The organism is Agrobacterium sp. 6Ca8, from assembly GCF_055382765.1.
The window spans coordinates 2,724,148-2,747,858 of record NZ_AP026433.1 but is presented as its reverse complement, the minus strand read 5'-3'; the positions used below and the strand labels follow the sequence as shown (position 1 = coordinate 2,747,858).

General features: G+C 58.8%; 24 protein-coding genes and 1 tRNA gene. 11 read left to right on the top strand and 14 right to left on the bottom strand.

Annotation, left to right across the window (positions count from 1 at the left end; translation table 11 throughout):
- Window positions 1-5: 5 nt before the first annotated feature.
- The 8 genes from cyoB to ACZ5A6_RS13295 all read left to right on the top strand — a co-directional run bounded on the left by cyoB (window position 6) and on the right by ACZ5A6_RS13295 (window position 7,693).
- Window positions 6-2,009, top strand: a complete 2,004-nt coding sequence (gene cyoB, locus ACZ5A6_RS13330; protein WP_003514419.1) for a cytochrome o ubiquinol oxidase subunit I — start codon at window positions 6-8, stop codon at window positions 2,007-2,009.
- Window positions 2,010-2,014: 5 nt separating this feature from the next.
- Window positions 2,015-2,641 carry a cytochrome o ubiquinol oxidase subunit III gene (gene cyoC, locus ACZ5A6_RS13325; RefSeq protein WP_464110959.1) on the top strand — a complete coding sequence of 209 codons (627 nt, stop codon included), beginning with the start codon at window positions 2,015-2,017 and terminating at the stop codon, window positions 2,639-2,641.
- Window positions 2,641-3,036: a cytochrome o ubiquinol oxidase subunit IV gene (cyoD, locus tag ACZ5A6_RS13320; protein ID WP_003514416.1), complete on the top strand. Its 396-nt coding sequence runs from the start codon at window positions 2,641-2,643 to the stop codon at window positions 3,034-3,036. The genes cyoC and cyoD overlap by 1 nt, the downstream gene beginning before the upstream one ends.
- A 195-nt stretch (window positions 3,037-3,231) precedes the next feature.
- Window positions 3,232-4,002: an SURF1 family protein gene (locus tag ACZ5A6_RS13315; protein WP_174060641.1), complete on the top strand. Its 771-nt coding sequence runs from the start codon at window positions 3,232-3,234 to the stop codon at window positions 4,000-4,002.
- A gap of 114 nt (window positions 4,003-4,116) precedes the next feature.
- Window positions 4,117-5,337 (top strand): phosphopentomutase, encoded by a 1,221-nt coding sequence (locus ACZ5A6_RS13310; RefSeq protein ID WP_065659752.1) that lies wholly within the window; start codon window positions 4,117-4,119, stop codon window positions 5,335-5,337.
- Window positions 5,334-6,311 carry an adenosine deaminase gene (locus ACZ5A6_RS13305; protein ID WP_174060640.1) on the top strand — a complete coding sequence of 326 codons (978 nt, stop codon included), beginning with the start codon at window positions 5,334-5,336 and terminating at the stop codon, window positions 6,309-6,311. The genes ACZ5A6_RS13310 and ACZ5A6_RS13305 overlap by 4 nt, the downstream gene beginning before the upstream one ends.
- Window positions 6,312-6,407: 96 nt before the next feature.
- Window positions 6,408-7,037: a uracil phosphoribosyltransferase gene (gene upp, locus ACZ5A6_RS13300; RefSeq protein WP_003493096.1), complete on the top strand. Its 630-nt coding sequence runs from the start codon at window positions 6,408-6,410 to the stop codon at window positions 7,035-7,037.
- Between the two features lie 134 nt (window positions 7,038-7,171).
- Window positions 7,172-7,693 (top strand): TIGR02281 family clan AA aspartic protease, encoded by a 522-nt coding sequence (locus ACZ5A6_RS13295; RefSeq protein ID WP_174060639.1) that lies wholly within the window; start codon window positions 7,172-7,174, stop codon window positions 7,691-7,693.
- On the opposite strand, the gene deoA is transcribed toward ACZ5A6_RS13295, so the two are convergent.
- From deoA to ACZ5A6_RS13245, 10 genes are all read right to left on the bottom strand, one after another.
- Window positions 7,686-9,002: a thymidine phosphorylase gene (deoA, locus tag ACZ5A6_RS13290; protein WP_081307238.1), complete on the bottom strand. Its 1,317-nt coding sequence runs from the start codon at window positions 9,000-9,002 to the stop codon at window positions 7,686-7,688. The genes ACZ5A6_RS13295 and deoA overlap by 8 nt on opposite strands.
- Window positions 8,999-9,772: a deoxyribose-phosphate aldolase gene (gene deoC / locus ACZ5A6_RS13285; protein WP_174060638.1), complete on the bottom strand. Its 774-nt coding sequence runs from the start codon at window positions 9,770-9,772 to the stop codon at window positions 8,999-9,001. Before deoC ends, deoA begins: the two co-directional genes overlap by 4 nt.
- A 2-nt stretch (window positions 9,773-9,774) precedes the next feature.
- Window positions 9,775-10,575 (bottom strand): purine-nucleoside phosphorylase, encoded by an 801-nt coding sequence (locus ACZ5A6_RS13280; RefSeq protein WP_003514406.1) that lies wholly within the window; start codon window positions 10,573-10,575, stop codon window positions 9,775-9,777.
- Window positions 10,575-10,964 carry a cytidine deaminase gene (locus ACZ5A6_RS13275; RefSeq protein WP_019564546.1) on the bottom strand — a complete coding sequence of 130 codons (390 nt, stop codon included), beginning with the start codon at window positions 10,962-10,964 and terminating at the stop codon, window positions 10,575-10,577. The genes ACZ5A6_RS13280 and ACZ5A6_RS13275 overlap by 1 nt, the downstream gene beginning before the upstream one ends.
- 19 nt (window positions 10,965-10,983) lie before the next feature.
- Window positions 10,984-11,955, bottom strand: a complete 972-nt coding sequence (locus ACZ5A6_RS13270; protein WP_003514401.1) for an ABC transporter permease — start codon at window positions 11,953-11,955, stop codon at window positions 10,984-10,986.
- A gap of 6 nt (window positions 11,956-11,961) precedes the next feature.
- A complete protein-coding gene (locus ACZ5A6_RS13265) occupies window positions 11,962-13,065 on the bottom strand; it encodes an ABC transporter permease (protein ID WP_174060637.1) in 1,104 nt (367 codons plus the stop codon).
- A 7-nt stretch (window positions 13,066-13,072) separates the two neighbouring features.
- Window positions 13,073-14,578, bottom strand: coding sequence for an ABC transporter ATP-binding protein (locus ACZ5A6_RS13260; protein WP_003514394.1), 1,506 nt, complete (start codon window positions 14,576-14,578; stop codon window positions 13,073-13,075).
- Between the two features lie 83 nt (window positions 14,579-14,661).
- A complete protein-coding gene (locus ACZ5A6_RS13255; protein ID WP_003514392.1) occupies window positions 14,662-15,654 on the bottom strand; it encodes a BMP family lipoprotein in 993 nt (330 codons plus the stop codon).
- Between the two features lie 214 nt (window positions 15,655-15,868).
- A complete protein-coding gene (gene msrA, locus ACZ5A6_RS13250; RefSeq protein ID WP_019564547.1) occupies window positions 15,869-16,519 on the bottom strand; it encodes a peptide-methionine (S)-S-oxide reductase MsrA in 651 nt (216 codons plus the stop codon).
- Between the two features lie 77 nt (window positions 16,520-16,596).
- Window positions 16,597-16,914, bottom strand: coding sequence for a hypothetical protein (locus tag ACZ5A6_RS13245; RefSeq protein ID WP_013635245.1), 318 nt, complete (start codon window positions 16,912-16,914; stop codon window positions 16,597-16,599).
- Between the two features lie 220 nt (window positions 16,915-17,134).
- On the opposite strand from ACZ5A6_RS13245, the gene ACZ5A6_RS13240 reads away from it, so the two are divergent.
- From ACZ5A6_RS13240 to dnaJ, 3 genes are all read left to right on the top strand, one after another.
- Window positions 17,135-17,224 (top strand) — tRNA-Ser (locus ACZ5A6_RS13240).
- A gap of 287 nt (window positions 17,225-17,511) precedes the next feature.
- Complete coding sequence (gene dnaK / locus ACZ5A6_RS13235; protein WP_174060636.1) at window positions 17,512-19,413, top strand: molecular chaperone DnaK; 1,902 nt, start codon at window positions 17,512-17,514, stop codon at window positions 19,411-19,413.
- 90 nt (window positions 19,414-19,503) lie between these two features.
- Entirely contained in the window at window positions 19,504-20,637 is a 1,134-nt protein-coding gene (dnaJ, locus tag ACZ5A6_RS13230) for a molecular chaperone DnaJ (RefSeq protein ID WP_003514371.1), read from the top strand.
- Between the two features lie 67 nt (window positions 20,638-20,704).
- Here dnaJ and ACZ5A6_RS13225 read toward each other — a convergent pair whose 3' ends face one another.
- The 4 genes from ACZ5A6_RS13225 to ACZ5A6_RS13210 all read right to left on the bottom strand — a co-directional run bounded on the left by ACZ5A6_RS13225 (window position 20,705) and on the right by ACZ5A6_RS13210 (window position 23,612).
- The gene (locus ACZ5A6_RS13225; RefSeq protein WP_174060635.1) at window positions 20,705-21,256 is read right to left on the bottom strand and encodes a DUF924 family protein; all 552 of its coding nucleotides are present in this window, start codon (window positions 21,254-21,256) and stop codon (window positions 20,705-20,707) included.
- Window positions 21,257-21,269: 13 nt separating this feature from the next.
- Entirely contained in the window at window positions 21,270-21,482 is a 213-nt protein-coding gene (locus ACZ5A6_RS13220) for a SlyX family protein (RefSeq protein WP_013635242.1), read from the bottom strand.
- A gap of 153 nt (window positions 21,483-21,635) precedes the next feature.
- On the bottom strand, window positions 21,636-23,141 hold the full coding sequence (locus tag ACZ5A6_RS13215; RefSeq protein WP_013635241.1) for a tripartite tricarboxylate transporter permease: 1,506 nt from the start codon (window positions 23,139-23,141) through the stop codon (window positions 21,636-21,638).
- A 9-nt stretch (window positions 23,142-23,150) separates the two neighbouring features.
- Entirely contained in the window at window positions 23,151-23,612 is a 462-nt protein-coding gene (locus ACZ5A6_RS13210; protein ID WP_003514354.1) for a tripartite tricarboxylate transporter TctB family protein, read from the bottom strand.
- Window positions 23,613-23,711: the final 99 nt, after the last annotated feature.

The window sequence follows — 23,711 nt, the reverse complement described above, 5'->3', positions numbered from 1 at the left end:
TAAAAATGATCGTCAATTCCGATCAAACGTCATTCCTGTTCGGGAAGCTGACATGGGAGTCCATCCCGCTTCACGAGCCCATTCTCGTCGCGACCTTCGCGGCAGTGGCTCTTGGCGGCATCGCCGTCGTCGGCGCCCTCACCTATTTCCGGCTGTGGGGTTATCTCTGGAATGAATGGTTCACGAGCATCGATCACAAGAAGATCGGTATCATGTACATCATTCTGGCACTCGTCATGCTGCTGCGCGGTTTCGCAGATGCCATAATGATGCGCGTCCAGCAGGCGATCGCCTCCGGCGGATCGGAAGGCTATCTTCCGCCGCACCATTACGACCAGATTTTCACGGCCCATGGCGTCATCATGATCTTCTTCATGGCCATGCCGATGATCACCGGTCTCATGAACTTCGTCGTGCCGCTGCAAATCGGCGCCCGCGACGTTTCGTTCCCCTTCCTCAACAACTTCTCGTTCTGGATGACCACGGCCGGCGCCGTCATCACCATGATCTCGCTATTCATCGGTGAATATGCGCAGACTGGCTGGCTTGCCTATCCGCCGCTTTCCGGCATTGATGGAAGTCCGGGCGTGGGTGTGGATTATTACATCTGGGGTCTGCAGATCGCCGGTGTGGGCACGACGCTCTCTGGTATCAACCTGATCGTCACGATCATCAAGATGCGCGCACCCGGCATGACCATGATGCGGCTGCCGATCTTCGTCTGGACGTCGCTGTGTTCGAACATCCTGATCGTGGCATCCTTCCCGATCCTGACCGGCACGCTCGCCCTTCTGACCCTTGACCGTTACGTTGGCACGAATTTCTTCACCAACGATCTCGGCGGCAACCCGATGATGTATGTCAACCTCATCTGGATTTGGGGCCATCCCGAAGTTTACATCCTGGTGCTGCCGGCCTTCGGCGTCTTCTCGGAAATCGTCTCGACCTTCTCCAACAAGCGTCTTTTCGGTTATGCCTCGATGGTCTATGCGACGGGTGTCATCACCATCCTCGCCTATATCGTGTGGCTGCACCACTTCTTCACCATGGGTTCCGGCGCAAGCGTCAACGCTTTCTTCGGCATCACCACGATGATCATATCGATCCCGACCGGTGCGAAGATCTTCAACTGGCTCTTCACCATGTACAAGGGCCGCATCAAGTTCGACGTTCCTATGCTGTGGACGATCGGTTTCATGATCACCTTCGTCATCGGCGGCATGACCGGCGTTCTTCTCGCTGTTCCGCCGGCGGACTTCGTGCTCCACAACTCGCTGTTCCTCATCGCCCACTTCCACAACACCATCATCGGTGGCGTGGTGTTCGGTGTGCTTGCGGGTATCGTTTACTGGTTCCCGAAGGCCTTCGGCTACCGCCTGGATCCGTTCTGGGGCAAGCTGTCCTTCTGGTTCTGGTTCATCGGCTTCTACTTCGCCTTCATGCCGCTCTACATTCTCGGCCTGATGGGTGTGACCCGCCGTATCAGCCAGTTCGAAGACAATTCGCTCCAGATCTGGTTCCTGATCGCAGCCTTCGGCGCCTTCCTGATCGCGCTCGGCATCGCTTCCTTCGTCATCCAGCTCATCGTCAGCTTCTTGAAGCGCGATCAGCTCCGTGACGTGACCGGCGATCCCTATCATGGGCGTACGCTGGAGTGGTCGACCTCGTCGCCTCCGCCTGCCTACAACTTCGCTTTCACGCCGGTTGTGCATGACGTCGACGCCTGGGCGGATATGAAGAAGCGCGGTTACGACCGTCCCAAGGAAGGCTTCATCCCGATCCATATGCCGAAGAACACCGGTGCGGGCGTAATCATCAGCGCCATCAGCGTCGTGCTTGGCTTTGCATTGGTGTGGCACATCTGGTGGCTGGCGGCTCTGTCCATGCTCGCCATCATCGCGGTCTCGATCGCCCATACCTTCAACTACAACCGCGAATACTACATTCCTGCCTCCGATGTTTCGACAGTCGAGGCGGAACGTACGAAGCTGCTTGCGGAACAGGCGTAACGAATATGGCTCATACACCTGCACAAAGCGCCGCGGGCGCGGAAACACCGGTCTTCTACCTGAAAGAAGACCACCATCCGGAGAACGGCACCTCGCTGGGCTTCTGGCTCTATCTGATGAGCGACTGCCTCATCTTCGCAACGCTGTTTGCCACCTATGCCGTTGTCGGCCGCAACTACGCGGCCGGCCCTTCGGGCGCAGATCTGTTCGATCTGAAGCTTGTGGCGATCAACACCGCCTTCCTGCTTTTCTCTTCCATCACCTATGGCTTCGCCATGCTGGAAATGGAAAAGCAGAAGGTGAAGACGACGCTGATCTGGCTCGGCATCACCGGTCTCTTCGGTCTCGCCTTCCTCGCCGTGGAACTTTACGAGTTCCATCACCTGATCGAAGAAGGTGCAGGTCCACAGCGTTCGGCGTTCCTTTCCGCCTTCTTCGCGCTGGTTGGAACGCACGGTCTGCACGTCACCTTCGGCGTGATCTGGCTCATCACACTGATGTTCCAAGTCGCAAAACATGGTCTGATCGCCGCAAACAAGCGTCGCCTGATGTGCCTGTCGATGTTCTGGCACTTCCTTGACGTCATCTGGATCGGCGTCTTCTCCTTCGTTTATCTCATGGGAGTTCTTTGATGAGTTCCGAAGCACACGCACACCACGACGCGCATGGCGACGACCATCATCACCATGATGGCGCCAGCCACGGCACGTTCAAAAGCTACATGATCGGCTTCGTCCTGTCGGTCATCCTGACGGCGATCCCGTTCTGGCTGGTCATGGGCGACGTTCTTGAAAACAAGACGCTGCTGGTCATCGCGATCATGGGTCTCGGCGTCATCCAGATCTTCGTGCACATGATCTACTTCCTGCACATGGACACCAAGTCCGAAGGCGGCTGGACCTTCATGGCGCTGATCTTCACCGTCGTGGTGCTGCTGATCACGCTCTCCGGCTCACTCTGGGTCATGTACAACATGAACAAGAACATGATGCCGCTGCACATCGAGGATGTGAAAAACCTGCCCTGAGCAGCCATAGATCAACGGCCTGCCGGATTTCCGGCGGGCCGCTTTCTGCGCCAGCACACGACCCCCGCAGCGCATAACCCCATGAATCGTCGGCGCGATTTATGGGGTTATTTGCTGGAAGACCCGGATGCCGACAGCCGACAGCCGACAGTGTTGCCGCAGCAAACCGCATGGCCTTGCAAGGACTGTGAAACCATGACCGATCCGTCGACAACCGCCCCGCACACGCGACGCATCCGCCCCGCAGCAATCGTCGTCCTGCTTCTGACTATTGTACTGACAGGCTTCCTGCTGGCGCTTGGAACATGGCAGGTTCAACGCCTCTTCTGGAAGCTCGATCTCATCGAACGCGTCGAAGCTCGCGCCCATGCCGCACCTGTGGATGCACCGGCAGCCCGCGAATGGCCGGCCCTTGCCGATCCCGCAGAGTATGAATATCGCCGCGTGAAACTGTCAGGCACCTTCCTCAACGACAAGGAGGTCCAGGTCTATACGGTCAGTGATCTCGGGCCCGGCTACTGGGTGATGACGCCGCTGAGACGCGATGACGGATCGAATATCATCGTCAATCGCGGCTTCGTGCCTTCCGACAAACGCGATCCATCCTCGCGCCGGGAAGGGGAGCCAAGCGGGGAGGTCGAGATCGTCGGGCTGATGCGCGCGTCAGAAACCGGCGGGCTTTTCCTTCGAACCAACGATCCGGCACATCGGCGCTGGTACTCCCGCAATATCCCGCAGATATCGCAGGCATCCGGCCTTTCCGGCGTGGCGCCCTTTTATGTCGATGCCGATGCGACGCCCAATCCGGGCGGCCTACCGGTCGGCGGCAAGACCATGCTTACCTTCCCCAACAACCACCTGTCCTACGCCATCACATGGTATATTCTGGCGGTCATGGTAATTGCCGCTGGATGGTATGTGCTGCGCAATCTCAACGCGCCGAAATCGAAACGGGAAGAGGATTGAACAGCCGGTTTTACCGGATGGTTCATAAAATCACTTCCTTCTTCACGTTTTGCTGATCTATAACGACAGTTCGGCCTGACATTGCCCGTCGGCGCATTTTCGTTTCGGTGAGTTATGGCAAGAGCATTTCTTCTCGTTCTGGATTCCTTCGGTGTCGGCGGTGCGCCTGACGCGGAGCATTATGGCGACCTTGGCGCCAATACGCTCGGTCATATCGCCGAATTCTGCGCGGCAGGTGCTGCCGACAGGCCGGGCCTTCGGGCGGGTCCGCTGAAGCTGCCCAACATGTCTTCGCTTGGTCTTCTGGAGATTGCACGACAATCAAGCGGCGACATTCCCGCCGGCATGGAACCGCCGGAGCGTATTTTCGGCCTGCATGGCTCTGCCAGCGAAATATCGAAGGGCAAGGATACGCCCTCAGGCCATTGGGAGATCGCGGGCACGCCCGTCACCTTCGACTGGGGCTACTTCCCGACAGAGGGCGACGCCTTTTCTCCCGAACTGGTGGAAGCCATCTGCACGCAAGCGGATATTCCAGGCATTCTCGGCAACTGCCACGCTTCCGGCACCGAGATCATCGCGAAGTTTGGCGAAGAGCATATCAGGAGCGGCAAGCCGATCTGCTACACCTCATCCGATTCCGTGTTCCAGATCGCCGCGCACGAGGCCCATTTCGGATTGCAGCGGCTCGTCACGCTCTGCGAGACGGTGCGCAAGCTGCTCGATCCGCTGAATATCGGCCGTGTCATTGCCCGTCCCTTCATCGGCGAGACGGTCGCAACCTTCGAACGCACCGGCAACCGCCGCGACTTCTCCGTTCCGCCGCCCGAACCGACGTTGCTCGACCGCCTTGTGGAGGCTGGCAGGAAAGTGCACGCGATCGGCAAGATCGGCGATATCTATGCCCACAAGGGTGTGTCGCGCATCATCAAGGCAAATGGCAACAGCGCCCTGATGGATGCAACGCTGCACGCTATTGACGAAGCCGAAAACGGCGATCTTGTCTTCACCAATTTCGTCGATTTCGACATGCTCTACGGCCATCGCCGCGATGTTGCCGGTTATGCGGCGGCGCTTGAAGCCTTCGATGCGCGCATTCCGGAAATCCATCGCAAAATGGCGCCGGGCGACATCGCCATTCTTACCGCTGACCATGGTTGCGATCCCACATGGCGGGGCACGGACCATACACGGGAAAGAGTGCCGATCATGGCATTCGGGCCGGGCATCCGCTCCCGCGATGTCGGCATTCGTTCAAGCTACGCCGACATCGGCGAAAGCATCGCCCACCATCTAGGTATCGAGGCCGGTTCGCACGGCAGGAGCTTCATTTGACATCGCATTTGCTGAAAGCGGAAATTCACTGCCACCTGGAAGGTGCGGCACCCCCTGCCCTCGTCGCAAAACAGGCCGAGAAATACGGCATAGACACCAGTAGCTTTCTGCGCGACGGCCAGTACGTCTGGTCGGATTTTGCGCAATTCATCCAGTGCTACGATGCGGTGGCGCAGGTGTTCAAGACCGATGAGGACTATGCGGTTCTGACGCAAACCTATCTGACCGAACTTGCCGAGGCCAATACGATCTATAGCGAGCTCATCATCTCGCCCGATCATGGCGACCGCATCGGGCTCGGCGCTGACGCCTATCTCTCCGGTATCGCCGAGGGCATCCGGATCGCGAAAGAAAAGACCGGTATCGAAACCCGCATCATCGTGACCGGCGAGCGGCATTTCGGTCCTGAACGGGTCATCGCGGCGGCTGAATATGCGGCACGGACGAAACACCCGCTGGTGACCGGTTTCAACATGGCGGGCGAGGAGCGCATGGGCCGCGTCGCCGATTATGCACGCGCCTTCGACATTGCCCGCGATGCCGGCCTTGGGCTGACAATCCATGCGGGTGAGGTCTGCGGACCGGAAAGCGTCGTCGATGCGCTCGATCTCGTAAAGCCGTCGCGCATCGGCCATGGCGTGCGCGCCATCGAAGACGCCGCTCTCGTCGATCGGCTGGTTGAGGCGGGAACAGTGCTTGAGGTCTGCCCCGGATCAAATATCGCGCTCAACGTTTATCCCGATTTCGGCAGCCATCCGCTGAGGGCGTTGCACGATGCCGGGGTGCGCGTCTGCATCAGTTCCGACGATCCGCCATTCTTCTTTACCTCGCTTGCCCGGGAATATGCGCTGGCTGCGGATGCTTTTGGTTTCAGCGATGCCGAGATTAACCGCATGACCCGAACCGCACTGGAAAGCGCCTTTGTGGATGAAGTCACACGCGCCCGGCTGCTTGCAAAACTCGATAGCCACTAGGCATCGGTTGGCGGGGTAAAACCGCGAAGAAGGCTTGCGAAAAGCCTGCTTTCGGTGAATTACAGGGGCACAGGATAAAAAAGGAAGGCCAGTTTCATGGACGGCGTTACAGTCATCGAACATCCGCTGGTGCGGCACAAACTTACCATCATGCGCAAGAAGGAAACCTCGACAGCCGGCTTCCGCCGCCTGCTCAGGGAAATCTCGACGCTGCTCTGCTATGAAGTGACGCGCGACCTTGAAATGACCATGGAAACCATCGATACGCCGCTCGAAACCATCGAGGCTCCGGTGCTGGAGGGCAAGAAGCTGGTTTTCGCCTCCATCCTGCGTGCCGGCAACGGCCTTCTGGAAGGCATGCTCGAACTCGTGCCTTCGGCGCGTGTTGCGCATATCGGTGTGTATCGCGATCACGATACGCTGGAGGCGGTCGAATATTACTTCAAGGCTCCTGAAAGCCTCGATGCCCGCCTTATCATCGTCGTCGATCCAATGCTGGCGACCGGCAATTCCTCCATCGCTGCGGTTGAAAAGCTGAAAGAGCGGGGCGCGAAGAACATCCGCTTCCTGTGTCTGCTGGCTGCACCCGAAGGCATCAAGAATTTCCGTGAAGCGCATCCCGACGTGCCGATCTATACTGCCGCAATCGACAAGCAGCTGAATGAAAAGGGTTACATCGTTCCCGGCCTCGGCGATGCGGGCGACCGCATGTACGGCACGAAATAACACCGTTCATCATCGCTTAACCGTTTGAGCCATTCGCCGACCAATAAGCGGCGAATGGCTTTTTCTTTTAAGATTTCAGCACGTTTTGCGTCTATTCTGCATAGGGATAACCCTGCCTTCTCAGGAGCGACGACTTGCTGGCGCGTACGATTTTTCTGCTTATCGGTCTTTCGGTCAGCGCCACGCAGATTCCGGCGCTGGTGGAAAAATTTCAGCCGCGCCCGGAAGCCAAGGTGGAAAAAGCCGAAGTCAAATCGGAAGCCGTCAAACCGGAACCCCTTTCGCTTGGTGGCGTCAATCTGAAAGCGGACGCACGCGGCCACTTCAACGCAGCCTTCCGTATCAACGGCAAATCTTTCGACGGGCTTGTCGATACCGGCGCCTCCATGGTTGCCATCAATGAGACGATCGCCCGGCGGCTCGGTTTCGGCGTCAACAGCCTCGATTTCAAATATCCGATCTCAACCGCCAACGGCCAGACCATGGCGGCCTATCTGAAGCTCGACCGGGTGGAAATCGGCACGATCCGCGTTCAGAATGTCGACGCCATGGTGCTGAAAGATAATGCGTTGAGCAACATGCTTGTTGGCATGAGCTTCCTGAAACAACTATCGTCATTCAAGGTATCGGGTGGCGAAATGAGGCTGGTCAGGTAATTCGCTCGAGGACCACAGTGCTGGTTTCCATCGCAGTGTCAGCAACCCCATAGCAGGCCGTAATCCTTTTGACGGCAAGTTCCGCTTCTTGCTTAGAGGCCGCATGGACGCAGGCGATTGGTTCGCCTTTTTCCACTTTTGTGCCGAGCGGCAGGATATCGGAGATTCCAACCGAAGGATCGATCTTGTCTGACGGCATTCTTCTGCCGCCGCCAAGCTCGACAACGACCATGCCGAGATCGCGCGTCGCACAGGATGCCAGCCAGCCGCTGCGCTCAGCCGAAACCGGGAGAATAACCGGCGTCGATGGCAGGTAACGCGATGGATGATCGACAAAGTCCGCAGGCCCGCCAAGTGCCGCGACCATTTTCGCAAAGACTTCCATGGCACGCCCGGAGGAAAGGGCGGCCTCAGCCAGCGCCTCACCTTCATCCAGAGTGGCCGCGCTGCCCGCTTGCACCAGCATTTCCGCAGCGAAGGCAAGAACCACCTTTTCGAGACGTGTTCCCGCCTTGCGGCCAGCCAGAAAGTCCAGGCAATTGACGATTTCGACCGCATTGCCTGCGGCATCGCCAAGCGGCTGGTTCATGTCGGTTATAAGAGCCGTCGTCGGCAGGCCTGCGCCATTTGCCACATCGACCAGCGCGACGGCGAGATTACGGGCATCCTCCACACTCTGCATGAAAGCGCCGTTGCCGACCTTCACATCCAGAACCAGCGTCTGAAGTCCGGCCGCAAGCTTCTTAGACAGAATGGAGGCGGTGATCAACGGGATGGAATCCACCGTCGCGGTCACGTCCCTGATAGAATAGAGGCGCTTGTCTGCGGGGGCGAGATCGCCCGTCTGGCCGATGATGGCACAGCCGACCGTCTTGACCGTCCGGCGGAACAGGGCCTCGTCCGGCATCACATCGTAACCGGGGATCGCTTCCAGCTTGTCTAGCGTGCCGCCGGTATGGCCAAGGCCCCTGCCGGAAATCATCGGCACGGCAAGACCGCAGGCGGCAACGATCGGGGCGAGCATCAGGGAGACGTTGTCGCCGACGCCGCCGGTCGAGTGCTTGTCCGCCACCGGCCTGCCAATATCGCTCCAGGACAGGACATCGCCGCTGTCGCGCATGGCGAGTGTCAGCGCCACCATCTCGTCGCGGTTCATACCCCGGAAAAACACCGCCATGGCAAAGGCAGCGGCCTGGCCTTCCGATATGCCGTCCTTGGACAGCGCCTCGATAAAAGCGGCAATCTCCTGCGGCGCAAGAGACAGGCCATCACGTTTGCGGCGGATGATTTCCTGCGGGATCAAGCTCAATACCCGCTGGCGGCCTTGGCCGGTTCGCCACCGGCCAGCACGTTCAGGACATCATCGAGAACGCCGGAAGCGCCGAAGCGGAACGTGGACGGCATGGCCCAGTCGGGCGCCATGATGGTTTCCGCCAGCCGCAGATAAAGCGTGGCGTCTTCCACCGTGCCGACACCGCCGGCAGGCTTGAAGCCCACCTTCTGCCTGCTGTCGCGGATCGCCTGCAACATGATATCGGCAGCTTCCAGCGTGGCGTTGATGGCGACCTTACCTGTTGAGGTCTTGATGAAATCGGCCCCTTCGGCAATGGCGAGTTCGGAAGCACGACGAATGAGAGCCTTGTCCTTCAGCTCGCCGGTTTCGAGAATGACCTTGAGAAGAACGGGTGCGACGCAGACCTTGCGTACGGCAGCCACCAGCTCGGAAACAGCCGTTTCATCGCCTGCTATGAACTTACGATAGGGGATGACCAGATCGATTTCGTCGGCACCGTCGCGGATAGCCGCCTCGGTCTCCGCCACCACGGTCGCAACATCCAGATCGCCCGAAGGAAAATTGACGACCGTGGCGATACGGATCGCATGGTCTTTTCCGAAAGCGGCACGCGCCTGGGCGACGAAACGCGGCCAGATGCAGATCGCGGCGGTATTGCCGTATTCGGTATGAGCCCTCTGGCACAAAGCAGCAATCTGCTCGGGCGTGCAGTCTTCCTTGAGGTTGGTCAGGTCCAGCAAGGATAGTGTCAGGGCAGCCGCTTCGCGCGGACGCTGGAGTTCCATGGTCACGCTCCTCCTGCGATCATTTCTTTCAAGATGGCGGCAAGCCTCTTGCCGCCCACCGGGGCCATGTCCTTGGTTTCCTCATGGCTCAGTTCAGCGCCAGTCATGCCGGCACCGTAATTGGTAATAACCGATGCGGCGGCAACGCGCATCCCGAAAAAGCGGGCGAGGATGACTTCCGGCACGGTGGACATGCCGACGGCATCCGCACCCAGCAGCCGCGCCATGCGGATTTCCGCCGGCGTTTCGAAGCTCGGGCCGGAAAACCACATATAGACGCCGCCGAACAAGGGCACCGTCGCGCGGATCGCGGCATTACGCATGGCGAGCATCAGGTCCGGATCATAAGCCGTGGTCATGCCGACGAAGCGGTTGTCGCTCTCTTCGCCAATCAGCGGGTTCATGCCGGAATAATTGATATGATCGGTGATCTGCATGACCGAGCCGGGCGGTATGTCCTGCCTGACCGAGCCTGCCGAATTGGTGAGGATGAGCGACTGCACGCCAAGACCAGCGAGCGCCTCAATGACCGCGCGCATGGCGGCCGGATCGCCTTTTTCGTAATAGTGCACCCGGCCGGACAGCATCATCACCGGCTCGCCACCGAGATAACCGGCCACCAACTCGCCCGCATGGCCAGAAACGCCGCTTGCAGGGAAACCGGGAAGTTCGGCGTAGGGCACGCGGATCGCATCGCTGACCTCGTCCACCAGCGACCCCAGGCCTGAGCCCAGCACGATGGCGATGCGCGGCATCAGGCCATTCAGACGCTCCACCAGAATATCGATCAGCGTATCCGGCATCAGGGCAGCTCGGTCTTGAAGCTGAAGGGCAAAAGTTCATCCATGGTCATGACCTTCTGAACACCGGTTTCGTCACAGAGATAGACCTTGGTGTCTGGCGAGGCGAATTCGGCGATCTTCTGCCGGCAGCCGCCGCAGGGCGGGCAAAGAGCAAGCTTTTCCGCGATGACGGCGATCTCGCTTATCTTCTTTGCTCCACCCATGATCATGGCGCTGATGGCCGAAGGCTCGGCGCACCAGCCTTGAGGGAAGGAGAGGTTCTCGATATTGGCGCCCTTGTAGATTTTGCCGTCTTCAGCGCGGATTGCCGCACCGACAGGGAATTTCGAATAGGGCGCATGGGCAAAGGCCATGGCCTCCACCGCTGCCTCGAACAACTGATGGGACATTGGTTCACGGGACATGGATTTAACGCTCCTTCGCATAGGCAACGCCACCGGCCTTGGGGGGCTTGGCGACGCCGATGAAACCGGCAAGCAGGATGCAGGTCAGAATATAGGGCATGGCCTGGAAAATCTGCACCGGCACTTCACCGATACCCGGCACGGATTTGCCCTGCATGAAGTTGGCGAAAGCATCCAGGAAACCGAAGAGCAGGCATGCGAACATGACCGGCACCGGCTTCCATTTCGCGAAGATCAGCGCGGCGAGTGCGATATAGCCCTTGCCGGCCGACATGTTGGCGATGAAGGCCGCCGATTGCGCAACGGCGAGATAGGCGCCCGAGAAACCGCATAGGAAGCCGGCAACGATGACGGCGCGGTAACGCATCCATGTCACCGAAATGCCCGCCGTATCGACCGCGCCCGGATTTTCACCCACCGCGCGCAGGCGAAGGCCGAAACGGGTGCGGTAAAGCACCCACCAGGACAGCGGCACCGCCAGAAAGGCGAGATAGGTCAGGATATTGTTGCCGGAAATGACATTGGCGTAGAGCGGGCCGATGAAAGGCACTTCGCGCATCGCATCCGCACCGGGCAGGATGATCGGTGCGAAACGGCCTTCGCCCGGCAATTGCGGCGTGCGCCCGCCCTGCCCGAACCACGCCTGCCCCAGAACCACCGTCAGACCGGCGGCAATGAAGTTGAGCGCCACGCCCGAAACGATCTGGTTGCCGCGATTTGTGATGACGGCAAAGCCGTGGATCAGCGAAAACAGGATGGAGACGGCAATGCCCGCAAGCAGGCCGGCCCAGGGATTTGCGGTGAGATAGGCGACACAAGCCGAAGCAAAGGCTGCCGCCAGCATCTTGCCTTCAAGGCCGATATCGAACACGCCCGCGCGTTCGGAAAACAGCCCGGCAAGCGCCGTGAACAGAAGCGGGATGGTGAGACGGACGGTCGAGCCGAGAATGCTGACCAGCATATCGAAGAAATCCATATCAGCTCACCCCTTTGCCAAGCGCTGGTAGATGCGGACGATCGCCGGCCGGTACATGTATTCGAGCGCGCCGGCAAACAGGATAACCAGACCCTGGATGACGACGATCATCTCACGGGTAATATTCGGCATCTCGAAAGAGAGGTCTGCACCGCCCTGATAGAGAATGCCGAACAGCAGCGCCGAAAACAGGATGCCGAGCGGGTGGCTTCGCCCCATCAGCGACACGGCGATGCCGACGAAACCCGCACCGCCGACAAATTCCACCTGCAGGCGGGCGGAAGCCCCCATGACCGGGTTCAGCGCCATCATACCTGCCAGACCGCCGGAAATGAGCATGGCGATGATGACGGTGCGCGCATAGGGAATGCCGGCATAGACGGCGGCCGAGGGGCTGACGCCGAGCGTGCGCATCTCATAACCGAGCTTGGTGCGCCAGATCAGCACCCAGACGAGAAAACACATGACCAGTGCGATGATGAAGGAGACGTTGAACGGCGCCGGCCCGAGCTTCAGGCCGAACAGCGCCATCAGCCAGTCGAGCTTCGGCAATTGCCCACCTGGCAGAAAGGTGCGCGTTTCCGGCGCCATCTTGCCCGGCACGATCAGCACGTTCACCAGCAGATAGACCATCAACGCCGCAGCGATGAAGTTGAACATGATAGTGGTTATGACGACGTGGCTACCGCGTTTTGCCTGCAGCCATGCCGGAATAAACGCCCAGGCCGCGCCGAAAACCGCAGCGCCGATGATGGCGAAGGGCATCGTCACATACCACGGCACATAATGGTCGAGCGCCAGCGCCACCAGCGCCGCGCCCAGTCCGCCAATATAGGCCTGGCCTTCAGAACCGATGTTGAACAGACCGGCATGGAAGGCGACCGCCACAGAGAGGCCGGTGAAGATGAAACTCGTCGTATAAAACAGCGTGAAGCCGATGGCATCGCCACGACCTAACGCACCTTCGATGAGCAGGCGAAGCGCCGCGAGCGGATTTTCACCGATCGACCAGACGACGAGGCCGGAAATCAGAAATGCGGTAACTACATTTAAAAACGGCAGGAGGCCGTAGGTGATCCAGTTTGGCAGGGGTACGGAAGCGGTGCTCATTCATGCCTCATGCGGCGATGCCGGCCATCATCAGGCCCAGCGTCTGTTCTTCGGCTTCCGCCGTTTTTTCTCCAACGACACGCCCGGCGAACATGACCATGATCCGGTCCGAAAGGGAACGGATTTCATCGAGTTCGACCGAAACCAGCAAGATCGCCTTGCCGGCATCGCGCATTTCGATGATGCGGCGATGGATGAATTCGATGGCGCCGATATCCACACCGCGGGTCGGCTGGCCGATGATCAGCATCTTGGGGTCACGCTCGATTTCGCGGGCAACGACGATCTTCTGCTGGTTGCCGCCGGAAAAATTGGCGGTCTTCAGCTGCGGGTTCGGCGGGCGAATATCGTATTTCTCGATCTTTTCGACCGCATCCTTGCGGATGGCCTCGGGGTTGAGGAAAGGGCCTTTGCCGTATCGCTCGTCATGGTGATAGCCGAGGATGGAATTTTCATATTCCTCGAATTTCAGCACCAGCCCCATATGGTGCCGGTCTTCCGGAATATGTGCGAGACCGAGTTCGCGCAGAATGGACGGATCGGGCCGATCAACCTTCTGCCCGGCCACCCATATCTCGCCCGAGTAAGGCTTGCGGATGCCTGCGATCGCTTCGAGGAGCTCAGACTGGCCATTGCCGGCCACACCGGCGATGCCGACGATTTCACCGGCGCGGACATCCAGCGAGACATCGTCGACCATGGTGACGCCGCGGCTGTCCTTGACGGTCAGATTACGGATGGAAAGGAGAACCTCGCCCGGCGTCGTCTCGCCTTTTTCCACCCGTAGCAGCACGCGACGGCCGACCATCAGTTCGGCCAGTTCCTCAACGCTGGTTTCGGAGGTTTTGCGGGTCGCCACCATTTCGCCGCGGCGCATGACGGAGACGGAATCCGTGATCGCCATGATCTCGCGCAGCTTGTGGGTGATGAGGATGACGGTTTTGCCCTGCTCACGCAGGACACCGAGGATCTTGAAAAGATGATCGGCTTCCGCAGGCGTGAGAACGCCGGTCGGCTCATCGAGGATCAGGATTTCGGCGCCACGATACATGGCTTTCAGGATTTCGACGCGCTGTTGCAGGCCGACCGGCAGTTCCTCGATCACAGCATCCGGATCGACTTCCAGCCCGTAGTCGTCTTCAAGGCGCTTCAACTCCTTGCGCGCAGCCGCCCTGCCCTTGGCAAGCGATGCGCCGCCTTCCGCGCCCAGCATGACGTTTTCCAGCACGGTGAAATTTTCCACCAGCATGAAATGCTGATGGACCATGCCGATGCCAGCACTGATCGCAGCCTGGCTGTCGCGGATCGATACCGGCGCGCCGTTTACCCGGATTTCACCGGCATCAGCCTGGTAAAAACCGTAGAGGATCGACATCAGGGTCGATTTTCCGGCACCGTTTTCCCCGATGATGCCGTGGATCGTACCCTTGGCAACGGTCAGGTTGATATTCTTATTGGCGTGAACGGCACCGAATTTTTTATCGATGCCCACGAGTTCGATTGCTGGGTCCATACTCAAACCGAAACCTCTCCGAAGGCTGGATATGAAAAGGGCGCAAGGTGAAAAATCACCATGCGCCCCAGACACATATCATATCATTTCGGGCAGGAATTGTCCGCCATATAGTCATGAACCTTGATGGTGCCGGCAATGATGTCGGCCTTCGCCTTGTCCACGGCGGCGGTCATTTCCGGCGTGATCAGGGCCTTGTTGTTGTCATCGAGAGCATAGGCAACGCCGTCTTCCTTGACGCCGAGAGCAACGATGCCGGGGGTGAACTTGTCGTCCTTGGCATCCTTGTAGGCGTTGTAGACAGCCAGATCGACGCGCTTGACCATCGAGGTCAGAACCGAGCCGGGGTGCAGGTGGTTCTGGTTGGAATCGACGCCGATCGAGAATTTCTTGTTGTCGGCAGCGGTCTGCAACACGCCGATACCGGTCGCACCGGCTGCCGCGTAGATCACGTCAGCGCCCTGGTCGATCTGGTTCTTGGTCAGTTCGCCACCGCGCACCGGATCATTCCAAGCCGCACCCGTGGTGCCGGTCATGTTCTGGAAGACTTCGATCTTGTCGTTGGCAGCCTTGGCGCCCTGCGCATAACCACAGGCGAATTTACGGATAAGCGGAATATCCATGCCGCCGATGAAGCCGACCTTACCGGTCTTGGAGGCCATGCCTGCCAGAAGACCGACGAGATAAGAGCCTTCGTGCTCCTTGTAGACGACCGAGCGGACATTCGGCAGTTCGACGACGGAATCGACGATGACGAACTTGGTGTCAGGGAATTCGGCTGCAACCTTTTCCATGGCCGACGTCCAGGCGAAGGACACGGCAACAACCGGGTTAAAGCCCTTGCTGGCGAAGTTGCGGATAGCCTGCTCGCCCTGCGTATCGCTGGTCGGTTCAAAATCGCGGAACTCGATGCCCGTTTCTGCCTTGAACTTCTCAGCGCCAGCCGCGGCGGCTTCGTTGAACGACTTGTCGAACTTGCCGCCCGTACCATAAACCAATGCCGGCTTGATATCGGCAGCAAGCGCGGAAGCCGACATGGCGGCGAGCGCAAAAAGCGTCAGAAGGGATTTTTTCATTGTGCAGCCCTGTTGTTGCAATTGATATTTTAAGGGTCCTCCCGCAAACCCGTTGACCGGGAATGTCTGCGGAACCGCCAGCCGTTATCCCGGCTGTGCTTGGCTCATATCCTTGCATGGCTCAATGAAAAATTCATCCGGTTTTTTTGACCCGGTGGAAAAACTTTATTCTGGCGTTTTTTTGGTCTTTCCACCTGGGCAACGTGCAAAAAATCTAGTCGATATTGCAGCTTACGCCGGTTCCCCTGAGCCCGCAGTAGCCGCCCGGATTCTTGGCAAGATATTGCTGGTGATAGTCTTCCGCGTAATAAAATGTTTCAAGCGGTCCAATTTCGGTGGTGATGGCGCGGCCATGCCCCGCCTCGTCCAAAGCCTGCTGAAAAGCGTCGTGCGCCTTCTGCGCCTGCTGCAACTGGCCTTCGGTATTGGCATAGATGGCGGAACGATAGGTCGTGCCGACGTCGTTGCCCTGCCGCATCCCTTGCGTCGGATCATGCTCCTCGAAGAATATCTTAAGCAGGCCTGACAGCGAGATGACGGCCGGATCGTAGACGACCTTGACCACTTCGGCGTGGCCCGTCTGGCCCGTCGTCGTCTCCTGATAGGTGGGATTGCGGGTAAAACCGCCGGCATAACCCACCGCCGTCACCCACACACCCGGTGTCTGCCAGAACAGGCGCTCCGCACCCCAGAAGCAACCCATACCCAGATAGATGATTTCCAAACCATCGGGATAAGGCCCCTTCAAGGGCCGGCCATTGACGAAATGGGTCTCGGGCACGGCAAGCGCCTCTTCACGGCCGGGCAAAGCCGTCTCTTCGGTCGGCATCGTCGTCTTTTTTGAAAGCGTATCGAACAGGAACATTCGGTCCTCCGTGCGGCCGATTATGCCGCTTCTCAGGGTTCACATCTGCGGGGCGCGCGCGCTGTCAGTTGATAAATTCAGACTGACGAACGCCTCATCACTTTGCGCTTCCTGTAACCGGCCATCCAGCAAAGCAGGGATAGCGCGAGGAAAAAAGCAAATGCCGGCAGTCCCGACAGGGCATTTTCAATGAAGCGCCACGCTTCAGGGTGAATATAGTGAGCCAAGGCCGTTTCCACCATGGTGCGCGAGGCAGGAAGAAGATAGTTCCAGACGGACAGGATGCCGGTGATATTGACCGAGGATGTGGAAACCGAGCGGATCGAATCGAGTACGCCAAGAAAAACAGCTGCAATGAGAAGAAGAAAGCTCAAAAACCGCAAAAAAGCTTTCATCAGGATACCTCGGTTGCGGCTCGTCGTTTCGACAGCCATGTTTTGAAAGATATATTGCATCGATAAAGGCGGGAAAACCGGTTTGCAATCGCATCGGAAGGCAGGAAATTGCCGACAATTCAAAAAACTGTCAGATTCGTGTTGATCCCAGCGAATTCATCGGTATATATCGCGCCGTTCCAGTGATTTGCATTCCTCAAAACATGCAGATTTGAAAAAAGGACAGGTGGCCGAGTGGTTTAAGGCGCACGCCTGGAACGCGTGTGTGCGTGAAAGCGTACCGTGGGTTCGAATCCCACCCTGTCCGCCATTTCACCTCACCTCAATGACTTTATAAACGCGCCTCCGCATCGGCATGACCGTGGCAGTCAAAGTCACGTTTTTGCCCTTCTGCAAGCCTTGATGGCTATGCTTCTGCACAGACAGGGGTTTCATCCGCTTTTTTGCAGCGCTTCACCCTCTCTTGCGCCTTGCAGCAGGAAAAATCGCTCCTTATATACGCCGCATAACAGCAGCGAATACTGCAAATCCAAGTCAAGGAGTTGTCCATGGAATGCCTCACGGGGTTCCGACAGCTCGCTTCAAGGAGAGAAGAGCATGGCAAAAGTAATCGGTATCGACCTTGGCACAACCAATTCCTGCGTTGCAGTGATGGACGGCAAGGACACGAAAGTTATTGAAAACGCGGAAGGCGCGCGCACTACGCCATCCATGGTGGCATTTTCCGACGATGGCGAACGCCTTGTCGGCCAGCCGGCCAAGCGCCAGGCGGTCACCAACCCGACCAACACCCTGTTTGCGGTCAAGCGCCTCATCGGTCGCCGTTATGAAGACCCGACCGTCGAAAAGGACAAGGCTCTCGTTCCCTTCGAAATCGTCAAGGGCGACAATGGCGACGCATGGGTGAAGGCTCAGGACAAGAACTATTCCCCTTCGCAGATTTCCGCGATGATCCTTCAGAAGATGAAGGAAACGGCTGAATCCTACCTCGGCGAAAAGGTCGAGAAGGCCGTCATCACTGTTCCGGCATACTTCAACGACGCCCAGCGCCAGGCAACCAAGGATGCCGGCCGCATCGCCGGTCTGGACGTCCTGCGCATCATCAACGAGCCGACCGCGGCAGCCCTCGCTTACGGCCTCGACAAGAAGGACGGCAAGACCATCGCCGTTTACGACCTTGGCGGCGGCACCTTCGATATTTCCGTTCTGGAAATCGGCGACGGCGTTTTCGAAGTGAAGTCCACCAACGGCGATACCTTCCTCGGCGGTGAAGACTTCGACATGCGTCTGGTCGAATATCTGGCCGGCGAGTTCAAGAAGGATCAGGGCATCGACCTGAAGAACGACAAGCTCGCTCTGCAGCGCCTCAAGGAAGCTGCCGAAAAGGCCAAGATCGAACTTTCGTCCTCGCAGCAGACCGAAATCAACCTGCCGTTCATCACGGCTGATGCTTCCGGTCCGAAGCACCTGACGCTGAAGCTGACCCGCGCCAAGTTCGAAAGCCTGGTGGACGATCTGGTGCAGCGCACCGTCGCCCCTTGCAAGGCTGCCCTCAAGGATGCCGGCGTTACCGCTGCCGAGATCGACGAAGTCGTTCTCGTTGGTGGCATGAGCCGCATGCCGAAGGTGCAGGAAGTCGTCAAGCAGCTGTTCGGCAAGGAGCCGCACAAGGGCGTGAACCCTGATGAAGTGGTTGCCATGGGCGCCGCCATTCAGGCCGGCGTTCTGCAGGGCGACGTCAAGGACGTTCTGCTTCTCGACGTGACGCCGCTGTCGCTCGGCATCGAAACGCTGGGTGGCGTCTTCACCCGTCTGATCGATCGCAACACGACGATCCCGACGAAGAAGAGCCAGACCTTCTCGACCGCCGAAGACAGCCAGTCGGCTGTGACGATCCGTGTCTCGCAGGGCGAGCGCGAAATGGCACAGGATAACAAGCTGCTCGGCCAGTTCGACCTCGTCGGCCTGCCGCCGGCACCCCGCGGCGTTCCGCAGATCGAAGTGACCTTCGATATCGACGCCAACGGCATCGTGCAGGTTTCGGCGAAAGACAAGGGCACCGGCAAGGAACAGCAGATCCGTATCCAGGCTTCCGGTGGTCTTTCCGACGCCGACATCGAGAAGATGGTCAAGGACGCTGAAGCCAACGCCGAAGCCGACAAGAAGCGTCGTGCGGGTGTGGAAGCCAAGAACCAAGCCGAAAGCCTCGTTCACTCCACCGAGAAATCGGTGAAGGAATATGGCGACAAGGTTTCCGAAACCGACCGCAAGGTCATCGAAGACGCCATTGCCAGCCTGAAGACGGCCGTTGAGGCTTCCGAACCGGATGCCGACGACATTCAGGCAAAGACCCAGACCCTCATGGAAGTTTCCATGAAGCTCGGTCAGGCCATCTACGAAGCGCAGCAGGCTGAAGCCGGCGCTAACGGAGAAGGCGGCAAGGACGACGTCGTCGACGCCGACTATGAGGAAATCAAGGACGACAAGAAGTCCGCATAATCGCGTGACTTCCCGTCTCCTGTCGATACATGCAAGACATCCGGCTGCCGAAGTGCAGCCGGAAATCCATTTGCGAGGCTTGTTATCTTAATGGCGAAAGCAGACTTTTACGAAACACTCGGCGTCAGCAAGACCGCGGACGAAAAAGAGCTGAAAAGCGCCTTCCGCAAACTCGCGATGAAATACCATCCGGACAAGAACCCGGATGATGCTGATTCCGAACGGAAGTTCAAGGAAATCAACGAAGCCTATGAAACGCTGAAGGACCCGCAAAAACGCGCGGCCTATGACCGTTTTGGCCACGCCGCCTTTGAAAATGGCGGCATGGGCGGCGGTGGTATGGGCGGCGGCGGTTTCGCCAATGGCGGCTTCTCGGATATCTTCGAAGACATCTTCGGCGAGATGATGGGCGGCGGACGCGCACGCCGCTCTTCCGGCGGTCGCGAGCGCGGCGCCGACCTTCGCTACAACATGGAAATCACGCTGGAAGAAGCCTTTGCCGGCAAGACGGCGCAGATCAGGGTTCCAACCTCGATAACCTGCGATGTCTGTTCCGGTTCCGGCGCAAAACCCGGCACGCAACCCAAAACCTGCGGCACCTGTCAGGGTTCCGGCCGCGTGCGCGCAGCCCAGGGCTTCTTCTCGGTAGAACGCACCTGCCCCACCTGCCACGGGCGTGGACAGACGATTTCCGATCCGTGCAGCAAGTGCCACGGCCAGGGCCGCGTGACGGAAGAGCGTTCGCTTTCGGTCAACATTCCCTCGGGTATCGAGGATGGCACCCGCATTCGCCTGCAGGGCGAAGGCGAAGCCGGCATGCGTGGCGGCCCGGCGGGCGATCTCTACATCTTCCTGTCCGTGCGTCCGCATGAGTTCTTCCAGCGCGACGGTGCCGATCTCTATTGCACCGTGCCGATCTCCATGACGACGGCCGCTCTTGGCGGCACCTTCGATGTGACGACGCTCGACGGCACGAAGTCTCGCGTGACGGTTCCGGAAGGCACCCAGCCAGGCAAGCAGTTCCGCCTGAAGGGCAAGGGCATGCCGGTGCTGCGTTCGGCGCAGACTGGCGATCTCTACATCCAGATCCAGATCGAGACACCGCAGAAGCTCAGCAAGCGCCAGCGCGAGCTGTTGCAGGAGTTCGAGCAACTCTCGTCCCAGGAGAATAATCCGGAATCGACCGGCTTCTTTGCCCGGATGAAGGAATTCTTCGACGGCTGATCTGCGGCCGTTACCCACCAAAAAAAGCGCCGCCGTCTTTCGGGACTGGCGGCGTTTTTCGTTGAAATCAGCCAGTAAAACCGCCCGCATCAAGATATTGCCGTTCCTCCGGCGTCGTTTCCCGCAGCAATATGTCGTTGCGATGCGGAAAGCGGCCAAAACGCGCGACGATATCGTGATGCTCTTCGGCATGGTGGAGATAAAGCCCGCCAAGCGGCCGGTTGAGCGTGCAGGCACGCTCCTGATCCTCGATGCTTTCCGAATGGGAAAAGGGCAGATAGAAAAAGACCCGCAAATCCTCGGTCACCGCCTGATCGTGGCCGCGACGGATGGCCTCGCTGGCGAACATGCGTGCCAGCGGATCGGTCGCATACATATGCGCTGTCTCGCGAAAGCAGTTACGCGGGAACTGATCCAGCAGAAGCATCAGCGCGAGGCTGCTTTCCGCACCGTCCAGCCAGCCATCCAATTCGCGCCTTGCAGCAGCAAAATGGGCATCGCGGAAACGGTCATGAAAGTGATCGTCGAAGGCGGCGTCCTTGTCGAACCACTTGTCCGGTCCTGCCTGCTTCCAGAAATCCACAATTTCGGCGGCAAGTGCGGCTGTATCGCTCCTCATCGGGTCTCCCTCATCAATAATGCGGCGGCCGGGTAATTGCGGGCGCGTCCAGCGACTGCTCCTCAAGGCTCAGGAACCTTTCCGTCAACCGGTCGAGCTTGGCGCGGGTCTGTTCCACCACCTTCCACTGTTCCGTCAGCTGGTCGGACAGTTCCTCTATAGTCTTGGCCTGATGCGCGATCGTTTCCTCAAGCGCAATGATCCGTTTTTCGGTTTCCGACGTCATATCGACCTCTCTTTCCCGCCCTTCCTTGGCCCTAAAAAGCTTCAAGTCAACCATATGCCGCTTCGGTGAACCGGATTCCTCACAGCGATCCCATCAACGCAGAAACGCCGGCGACATTTCCATCACCGGCGTTCCGAATATTTCGAGACCTGCTCAGTCTTCTTCTACGAAAACCTCTTCGCGCTTTTTCTTCACGCTGGGCAGGAAGACGATGATCAGCACCGCCAGAGCAATAAACAGCAGGGTAGCGCTGATCGGTCGGGTGACGAAGGTCGTCGGATCGCCACGTGACAGGATCATGGCGCGTCGCAGGTTTTCCTCCAGCAGCGGCCCAAGCACGAAGCCCAGCAGCAGCGGCGCCGGCTCGCAGCGCAGCTTCACGAGCACATAACCAATGAAGCCGAAGAAGGCGACGGCGTAGAGATCGAAGACGTTGGAATTGACGCTGTAAACCCCGATGGCGCAGAAGGCCATGATGATGGGGAAAAGCACGTAATAAGGCACCGTTAGCAGCTTCACCCAAAGCCCGATCAGGGGCAGGTTGAGGATGACGAGCATCAGATTGCCAATCCACATCGAGGCGATGATGCCCCAGAACAGCGCCGGCTGCTCGGTCGCAACGTTCGGACCGGGCACGATGCCCTGAATGATCATCGCACCGATCATCAGCGCCATCACCGGGTTTGCGGGAATGCCGAGCGTCAGAAGCGGGATGAACGAGGTCTGGGCACCGGCATTATTGGCGGATTCCGGACCGGCAACACCGGCGACCGCACCGTGTCCAAACTCCTCAGGATGCTTGGAGACGCGTTTCTCGACGGTGTAGGATGCGAAGGCAGCGAGAATTGCACCGCCGCCGGGCAGGATGCCCAGTGCCGAACCGATGACCGTACCGCGCAGCACCGGGCCGACCATCGCCTTGAAGTCTTCCTTCGACGGCATCAGGCTGCTGACCTTGGCGATCAGCACCGAGCGCGTGCGCTCGTTTTCGAGATTGCGCAGGATTTCGGCGATACCGAATACACCCACCGCCACCGCAACGAAATTCAGCCCATCGGCATATTCACGGATGCCGAGAGTGAAGCGTGGCGCGCCGCTGTAGATATCCGTGCCGACCAGACCGAGCAGCAGGCCAAGCACGACCATGGCCAGCGCCTTGACGATGGAACCATGGGCAAGCGCGATGGATGAGACAAGGCCGACGACCATCAGCGAGAAATATTCCGCCGCGCCGAATTCCAGCGCAATCGCCGTCAAAGGCGGTGCAAAGACTGCCACGAGAAAGGTGGAAACCGTGCCGGCAAAAAACGAGCCGATGGCGGCAATCGCAAGTGCGGCACCCGCCTTGCCCTTGCGCGCCATCTGGTAGCCGTCAATGGCGGTCACGGCGGATGAGGACTCCCCCGGCATGTTGATGAGGATCGCCGTGGTGGAGCCGCCATATTGCGCGCCGTAATAGATGCCTGCGAGCATGATGAGCGATGAGACGGGCTCAAGCTGAAAGGTGATCGGCAACAGCATGGCGATGGTTGCGGTTGCGCCGATGCCCGGCAGCACGCCGATCAGCGTGCCGAGCAGCACGCCAATCAGGCAGAAGAACAGGTTTGCCAGCGACGTGGCCGTGACGAAACCGAGAGCAAGATTATCAAGCAATTCCATTACGGCACCTCAAAATTTAAGCCAGGGGCCGAAGCGCTGGAATGGCAGGCCGAGACCATAATTGAACACAGCAACGGAAAAGACCGTGATGGCGGCGGAAATAATGACGGCCATGAGCGGGCTCATCTTGTGCGAGGCGAAGGCTGCGATAAGGGCGCTGAAAAAAAGCGCCGGTACGAAACCAAGCCCCCGGACCGTAAAACCGAAAAAGATCGGCGCGGGCAGGATGAAAAAAATCCCCCGCCAGGCAATTGCACCGAGGGCATCGCCCTGCACACGGGTGGCGCGAATGAATATCACCCCGCCAAGCAGGATCAGCACGATTGCCAGAACAAGCGGAAAATAACCCGGCCCCATGCGGAAGGCGGTTCCGATATCCAGCCCGAAAGACTGCAACGCGAAAAAAGCGCCAAAACCGATGAAAATTGCCCCACAGGCTGCCTCGGCAGGGTCAATGAAAAACGACTTCATGAAAGATGCCCCTCCACTGCGGCCGGTCACACACCGTTCCGCGCGTTAAATTGACGGCAAGAAGCCGGCGGCAGGGTGCCGCCGGCAATTGCTCCAACC